Source organism: Coprococcus sp. AF102-57, assembly GCF_027686195.1.
GTDB lineage: Bacteria > Bacillota > Clostridia > Lachnospirales > Lachnospiraceae > Allocoprococcus > Allocoprococcus comes.
The window spans coordinates 250,904-258,115 of the sequence record NZ_JAQCSY010000002.1 but is presented as its reverse complement, the minus strand read 5'-3'; the positions used below and the strand labels follow the sequence as shown (position 1 = coordinate 258,115).

8 protein-coding genes are annotated in these 7,212 nt (G+C 40.9%); 6 read left to right on the top strand and 2 right to left on the bottom strand.

The genetic code is table 11. From position 1 onward, the window contains the following. Positions 1-96: 96 nt before the first annotated feature. Together PGZ10_RS02590 and PGZ10_RS02585 are read right to left on the bottom strand one after the other, a co-directional pair. Entirely contained in the window at positions 97-480 is a 384-nt protein-coding gene (locus PGZ10_RS02590) for a hypothetical protein (RefSeq protein WP_173686898.1), read from the bottom strand. Between the two features lie 36 nt (positions 481-516). Next, entirely contained in the window at positions 517-1,170 is a 654-nt protein-coding gene (locus tag PGZ10_RS02585; protein WP_270540623.1) for a GntR family transcriptional regulator, read from the bottom strand. A gap of 294 nt (positions 1,171-1,464) precedes the next feature. Between PGZ10_RS02585 and proC the strand changes: the two genes are divergently transcribed. The 6 genes from proC (at position 1,465) to cytX (ending at position 6,938) form a co-directional block, all read left to right on the top strand. Continuing rightward, the gene (gene proC, locus PGZ10_RS02580; protein ID WP_022220831.1) at positions 1,465-2,259 is read left to right on the top strand and encodes a pyrroline-5-carboxylate reductase; all 795 of its coding nucleotides are present in this window, start codon (positions 1,465-1,467) and stop codon (positions 2,257-2,259) included. Between the two features lie 157 nt (positions 2,260-2,416). Further along, complete coding sequence (locus PGZ10_RS02575; protein ID WP_022220832.1) at positions 2,417-3,007, top strand: TetR/AcrR family transcriptional regulator; 591 nt, start codon at positions 2,417-2,419, stop codon at positions 3,005-3,007. Between the two features lie 14 nt (positions 3,008-3,021). Continuing rightward, positions 3,022-3,900 carry a DMT family transporter gene (locus PGZ10_RS02570; RefSeq protein WP_117835506.1) on the top strand — a complete coding sequence of 293 codons (879 nt, stop codon included), beginning with the start codon at positions 3,022-3,024 and terminating at the stop codon, positions 3,898-3,900. Between the two features lie 154 nt (positions 3,901-4,054). Next, positions 4,055-4,573 (top strand): peptidylprolyl isomerase, encoded by a 519-nt coding sequence (locus PGZ10_RS02565; protein ID WP_022220834.1) that lies wholly within the window; start codon positions 4,055-4,057, stop codon positions 4,571-4,573. Between the two features lie 375 nt (positions 4,574-4,948). Continuing rightward, entirely contained in the window at positions 4,949-5,761 is an 813-nt protein-coding gene (gene thiD / locus PGZ10_RS02560; protein ID WP_270540621.1) for a bifunctional hydroxymethylpyrimidine kinase/phosphomethylpyrimidine kinase, read from the top strand. Positions 5,762-5,765: 4 nt separating this feature from the next. Further along, the gene (cytX, locus tag PGZ10_RS02555; RefSeq protein WP_117556773.1) at positions 5,766-6,938 is read left to right on the top strand and encodes a putative hydroxymethylpyrimidine transporter CytX; all 1,173 of its coding nucleotides are present in this window, start codon (positions 5,766-5,768) and stop codon (positions 6,936-6,938) included. Positions 6,939-7,212 lie beyond the last annotated feature (274 nt).

The window sequence follows — 7,212 nt, the reverse complement described above, 5'->3', positions numbered from 1 at the left end:
AGACCGTAAGGGTTTGCAGTTTTTTTATTGCTCAGAGGTGATCAGCCTGGAAAAAAATGCAGAAGAGTCATTCATGCTGTTTAATAAAGATGCAGACTACCAGCTGCATCTTCCACAATTTGTACATGGTATGCAGTTCTTTTTTTTAATAACAGGATACCACGGCTTTACCTGCAGATTCGGTAAGTTATTGAGCTCTAAAATTATAGAATGATAATGATCAGAAAGAGTAATCCGGTCTGAATCATGCTGTTCGATAGTCAGTGGGTAGATGGTTTTTTGATCAGGAGACATACAATTTTGATGTAAAAGAGGGGTATAGACATCTGTACCAATTTGGATAAATTGATCGATGGTGATGATTTTGTAATCATCAGAAGAGAACGAAATGATTGCAGGAGACACAGCCAAAGTGTCTTCCGCAGGAATTTTATAAGAGTCAGTAGTAAATTCTCCAATTGGAGTTTCTAGTTTCATCATGTGTTAGCACTTCCTTTAATATCTTATAAATGAAGATTACTCGTTTTTCAGTTCTTCTTTCATGGCGCTGTCTTTTCCCTGCATAAAATGATCTTTTTTCAGAATTGCAAAAGCCCGCTCATAATCATTTTTACGCATATATTTAACCATTTTTTTCAAATTCTCATTTGTTGGAACGATCCGCATGCCGTTTTTCAGCGAATACATACCCACTCTTACCAGCTCTGATAAATTGGATTCGTAGAATTTGGTGATCCGGTCATTATTGAAAATGTTGACGATTTCCAGATGCATCTGCGTATCAGCAAGCTCCCACTCATAAACATCGGAAGCAACCGCACACATATGTACCACTTTTTCTTCAATTCGATAGGAATATTCTTCCGCTTTTCCACTTTCAAAGATTAGTTTAAATGCACTGCCCTCTAAGAGTTCGCGGAGCTGATAAAGTTCATTGATATCTTTATCAGTGATTTCTTTTACAGTCATAGATTTATAATAATCGGTAACGATCAGACCTTCAGACTGCAGCATTTTGAGTGCAGTGCGTACCGGATTACGGCTCATACCGAGCTCTTCTGTCAAAAGTGCTTCTGTAAGAGGCATTCCTGGTGGATAAGTCAGATTCATAATGTTATTTTTGATAATTTCATAAGCCTGATCGGCAAGTGATTTCTTTTTTTCAGCCATGTGAAATCCCCCTCTGTCTGGTGAATATATTAAGTATAACACATTAAAACGGGGTTTGTAAAAAATAAAATTAGGTATATGTAAAGTTGCGTTTAATATAAGAGTACAGACTGATGAATGTATACAATAGTGCATGTATTTTCGACGAAAAACGGCATTTTCTATTGTGAAAATGTTGACTTTAAACATAGGAAGTGATACATTGAATGCAGAAAGAAATTTGTATACAAATTAAATGATTGTATACAAAATGAAAATGTATAAGGTTTTAAGTTCATCAGGAGGAGAAAGACTATGAAATTAGGATTTATCGGAACAGGTAATATGGCAGGAGCAATTATGGGAGGCGTTATTAAAAGTAACGTATTCAAACCGGAAGAAATCATCGGAGCAGATCTTTTTGCACCAGGTCGCGAAAAAGTAAAAGAACTTTATGGAATCAATGTTACTGATAGCAATAAAGAAGTAATTGAAAAGTCAGAAGTTGTTATTTTTTCTGTAAAACCACAGTTTTATGCAGATGTCATTCAGGAAGTAAAAGATTTGGTAAGACCGGAACAGCTTATTATCACGATTGCACCAGGAAAGACACTTGCATGGCTTGCCGAACAGTTTGGAAAAGATGTTAAAATTGTTCGTACAATGCCGAACACTCCGGCTATGGTTGGAGAAGGTATGACAGCTGCCACACCGAATGAACATGTAACAAAAGAAGAACTTGATTATGCATGCAAGATCCTTTCTGCATTTGGTAAGGTAGAAGTTGTGACAGAGCATATGATGGATGCAGTTGTTGCAGTAAGCGGAAGTTCACCGGCATATGTATTTATGTTTATCGAAGCAATGGCAGATGCCGCTGTTGCAGAAGGAATGCCGAGAGCACAGGCATACAAATTTGCAGCACAGGCAGTTCTTGGAAGTGCGAAGATGGTTCTTGAAACAGGAAAGCATCCGGGAGAACTCAAAGACATGGTATGCTCACCGGCAGGAACAACGATTGAAGCCGTAGGTGTATTGGAAGAACACGGATTCAGAAGTGCAGTCATTGATGCAATGAAGGCCTGTGTTGATGTTGCAAAAGGAATGTAGATACGATATACTTGTTTACGGGGAAAAACATGTCCACGTAAACCTGAAAAGGACCGGGGCGTATGACGCAGCCGGTCTTTTTTTATCTGTTAAGAAAGGTCTTTCCTGATAATAAAAAACGCTCCGCGTGGAACATGATACCATAGGAGGTAGATAGATGGCAGCAAAACAGAATGTAAAGCGGCGGATTGTAGATGCCGCATGGGAATTGTTCTATGAAAAAGGATATGATGATACGACAGTAGATGATATCATTCGTCTTTCTGAGACATCAAAAGGATCATTCTATTATTATTTCAGCAGCAAAGATTCTCTGCTTGATACATTGTCAACTATTCTGGATGAGAATTATGCAAAGCTTGAAGATGAACTGGATCCGGAAATGAACAGTTTTGATAAACTGATGTATCTCAATTACCGGTCGCATTCATTTATGGAGCAAAAGATTGATGTAGCATTGTTATCATCCTTATATTCAACACAATTGATTGCCAAGGGAGACAGGAATCTTCTGGATCAGAACCGTACTTATTACAAGCTGATCAGCAGGATCATAGAAGAGGGACATGTGCGAAATCAGATCAGCAGAGAGAAGAGTATCCAGGAGATTACCAAGTATTATTCACTCTGTGAGCGGGCACTGGTATCAGACTGGTGTCTGAACAGAGGAAATTATTCGCTTGGAGAATACAGTAAGGAATATATGCCGATTTTAATGGAACATTTCCGGGTAGATCAGCCTGAATAGAGAAAGGTTTTCATATGAAGGAGAGTCAGAGAAAAGGTTTAATTTCAGTACATGTTGCTGTGGCATTGTTTGGTTTTGTCGGACTGTTTGCCAAGCTTGTGGATCTGCCTGCGGTGATCATCGTGCTTGGAAGGGTATTTTTTTCATCTATTTTCCTCTGGATTTTTCTGCGTTTTAAAAAGCAGAAAATTCGCCTGGAGGAGAAAAGTGATTATTTGTGGATGGTCGGAGCAGGTGCAGTTTTAGCAATACACTGGAGTAGTTATATGCAGTCGATCCAGAGTTCGACGGTTGCAGTTGGTACGCTTACGGTATCAACTTTTCCGGTATTTGTTATTTTTCTGGAGCCATACCTGTTCCATGAAAAACTGAAGAAATCGGATGTGTTTTGTACACTGATGATGCTGGTCGGAGTATTCTTTATCGTACCCGCATTTCAGATGGATAATCAGATTACACAGGGAGTTCTGTGGGGACTTCTGAGTGCATTTACCTATGCAATATTGTCACTGATGAACCGTCGTTTTTCCAGCAGATATCCGGCAACACTGGTGTCGCTTTATGAACAGGGAACCGCAACGATCGTGTTGATCCCAATGATGTTTGTGTTGAAGCCGGTGATTACACTTGCAGATGCAGGCGTATTGATGATGCTTGGAATTATTTTTACAGCAGTTGCACATTCTTTATTTATCAGTGGACTTCGGACTGTGAAGGTAAGGATTGCCGGAATTTTATCCGGACTGGAACCGGTGTATGGGACTTTAAGCGCATTTCTGTTTCTGAAAGAAGTTCCAAGTTTCAGAGAGTGCCTTGGTGGTGTTATCATTCTGGCTGCTGTGTTTTTATCGACACTGAAACCGGAGGAGAAAGCATCTGATGCTCCGGCATGAGAATAAAGAGAAGTTTGAGGATTTTATCTGGCACTGGTTTCTGGTGATCGGATATCATCTGGAAAATGTATAAAGACTTTCTAAAAACTATTTACGGACGAGAAAAGTTCCGTTACAATAGGTAGAGAAATCAATGAAAAGGAGATTGTATAAAATGGCAAATCCAGTAGTAACATTTGAAATGGCAAATGGCGATGTGATCAAAGCGGAATTATATCCGGAAATCGCACCGAATACAGTAAATAACTTTGTATCTCTTGTAAATAAGGGATTTTATGATGGACTGATCTTCCACCGTGTCATCAGTGGATTCATGATCCAGGGTGGATGCCCGGATGGAACCGGAATGGGTGGTCCTGGATACAGTATCAAAGGAGAATTTAAGCAGAACGGTTTTGCAAATGATCTGAAGCATGAACCGGGCGTTCTTTCTATGGCGCGTGCAATGCATCCGGATTCGGCAGGATCACAGTTTTTCATCATGCATAAGACTTCACCACATCTTGACGGCGCATATGCAGCTTTTGGTAAAGTTACAGAAGGTATGGATGTTGTAAATAAAATTGCTGAGACGGCAACAGACTACAGTGACAGACCGCTGGAAGAACAGAAGATGAAAAAAGTGACTGTTGAAACTTTTGGAGAGGCTTATCCAGAACCAGAGAGAGTCTAACAGGAGTTACAAAGCAGACAACACTTGGAGAGACAGAATAATAAAGACGTGGGGAGCCGGTGAAAGGCAGACTGAGAGGAAGCAAAAGAGCATCGCCCCTTTTTACCTGATACGGATCATGCCGTTGCAGGAAGTCATATTGATTTTTTCAGAGACACTTGTGCATGGCAGGTGTTTCTTTTTATTTCAATTGTAACTGTTCAGAGTCAACCTCCAAAATGCTACGCATTTCGTTGGTGTGGCGTATCCGCCAAATAAAATTTCAAAAACAGTCTTAAAAATGCAAGCATTTTACACCTGTTTTATGAAATTTTGCTTGGCTCTGAACAGTTACAAAATATTTAGAATTATGGAAAAAGAGAGGAAGAGAGTCAAATGAGAACAGCACTTACAATTGCAGGAAGCGATTCAAGCGGAGGAGCAGGTATCCAGGCAGATATCAAAACAATGATCAGTAACGGAGTCTATGCTATGAGCGCAATTACGGCTCTTACTGCACAGAATACAACCGGAGTTACCGGAATTATGGAGGTAACGCCGGAATTCCTAGGAGAACAGCTGGATAATATTTTCACGGATATTTACCCGGATGCAGTGAAGATTGGAATGGTATCTTCAAGTGGTCTGATTACAAAGATCGCAGACAAATTAAAAGAATATGATGCGAAAAATATTGTAGTTGATCCGGTTATGGTAGCAACAAGTGGAGCAAGACTGATCAGCGAGGAAGCGATTGATGCGCTGAAGAGCTGCCTGCTTCCGATGGCAACCGTTCTGACTCCGAATATCCCGGAAGCAGAAGTACTTGCAGGTATGAAAATCCAGTCACAGGCGGATATGATAAAAGCAGCAGAAGAGATCAGCACCAAATATCACTGTGCAGTTCTTTGCAAGGGCGGGCATCAGCTGAATGATGCCAATGATCTGCTGTGGAGAGATGGTGGATATAAGTGGTTCTACGGAGAGCGGATCGACAATCCGAATACGCACGGAACAGGATGTACTTTATCCAGTGCGATCGCATCAAATCTTGCAAAAGGATATGATCTGGATGAGTCAGTAGAACGTGCGAAGAAATATATTTCCGGAGCACTTGCAGCAATGCTGGATCTTGGTAAAGGCAGCGGTCCGATGAATCACGGATTTGCAATTAAAAATGAATATACAGAATGCAAAGTGGAGGAATAGAAGTATGAATGAAAAGAGAACCTCTATCTTTGAAAATGGACTGATCTGGTTTGGGGCAGGCGTGTCCCTTGCAGAAATCCTGACCGGTACTTACTTTGCGCCGCTTGGATTCGGAAAAGGAGTTCTGGCGATTATTATTGGTCACATTATAGGATGCATGATGCTTTTCCTTGCCGGAGTAATTGGTGGAAAGACCAGACGAAGTGCAATGGAAACAGTAAAAATGAGTTTTGGCGAGAAGGGAGGAGTATTCTTCTCCTTCCTGAATGTGCTACAGCTGGTTGGCTGGACAGCGATTATGATTTATGATGGGGCACTTGCGGCAAATGGTGTTCTTCATACCGGCAGATGGATATGGTGTCTTGTGATCGGTGCACTGATCATTTTATGGATTGTGATCGGAATCACAAATCTTGGCAAGATCAATACGGTTGCAATGGCTGCTTTATTTATCCTGACACTGGTGCTCAGCAGAGTGATCTTTGGTGACGGATCGGTAGCAGGCGCAGGCGGAGATGCCATGACGTTTGGTGCAGCGGTAGAGCTTTCCGTAGCCATGCCACTTTCCTGGCTGCCACTGATCAGTGACTATACAAGAGAAGCAAAAGAACCGGTAAAAGCAACCGCAGTCAGTGCCGTTGTTTATGGAGTTGTCAGCTGCTGGATGTATGTGATCGGTATGAACGCCGCAATTTACACAGGAGAGTCTGATATTGCAAATATCATGGTGAAGGCCGGACTTGGAATAGCAGGACTTCTGATCATTGTCTTTTCTACCGTTACGACAACTTTCCTGGATGCTTACTCAGCAGGAATTTCGTCAGAGTCAGTATTTTCAAAAATCAATGGGAAATATGCAGCAATTGTTGTAACTGTGATCGGAATGATCGGAGCAATCATTTATCCGATGGACAACATTACCGATTTCCTGTACCTGATCGGTTCTGTATTCGCGCCGATGATCGCAATCCAGATTGCGGATTTCTTCATTCTGAAGAGAAAGGACAGCCTGGAAGTATCTCTGGATGTCATGAATGGTGTAATCTGGGTGATCGGTTTTATACTTTACCGTATTCTGATGAATGTGGATATTCCGCTTGGAAATACACTCCCGGATATGGCCATTACCATCGTGATCTGTATTCTTGCAAGAAAATGTATAAAGACAGAAAAATAGCTTTGAAAGAAAATGGAAATGCCGTGTTGACATTTCCATTTTCTTTTGACAGAACCATGTAGCGATCTACAGAAGAGAGGCGAAAAAATGAATGCTGACGCCTGGAAACGTGGTAAAAGTTTATAAGAAAGAAGTTTTGAATAATTTAGTTGGCGGATGGAATAAAGTGGGATTTTTATCCTGCGAAATATATATGGAAAAAGAGTTGGGTAGAATGAAAAAAGAGCTTACGACATATGATCGGGGGAAATGTCGTAAACTCTTTTTTCTGTAA

What these genes read in the sequence shown, in the direction of transcription:
- PGZ10_RS02590 (WP_173686898.1), bottom strand. Translation starts at nt 480, where the DNA reads ATGATGAAACTAGAAACTCCAATTGGAGAATTTACTACTGACTCTTAT.
- PGZ10_RS02585 (WP_270540623.1), bottom strand. Translation starts at nt 1,170, where the DNA reads ATGGCTGAAAAAAAGAAATCACTTGCCGATCAGGCTTATGAAATTATC.
- proC (WP_022220831.1), top strand. Translation starts at nt 1,465, where the DNA reads ATGAAATTAGGATTTATCGGAACAGGTAATATGGCAGGAGCAATTATG.
- PGZ10_RS02575 (WP_022220832.1), top strand. Translation starts at nt 2,417, where the DNA reads ATGGCAGCAAAACAGAATGTAAAGCGGCGGATTGTAGATGCCGCATGG.
- PGZ10_RS02570 (WP_117835506.1), top strand. Translation starts at nt 3,022, where the DNA reads ATGAAGGAGAGTCAGAGAAAAGGTTTAATTTCAGTACATGTTGCTGTG.
- PGZ10_RS02565 (WP_022220834.1), top strand. Translation starts at nt 4,055, where the DNA reads ATGGCAAATCCAGTAGTAACATTTGAAATGGCAAATGGCGATGTGATC.
- thiD (WP_270540621.1), top strand. Translation starts at nt 4,949, where the DNA reads ATGAGAACAGCACTTACAATTGCAGGAAGCGATTCAAGCGGAGGAGCA.
- cytX (WP_117556773.1), top strand. Translation starts at nt 5,766, where the DNA reads ATGAATGAAAAGAGAACCTCTATCTTTGAAAATGGACTGATCTGGTTT.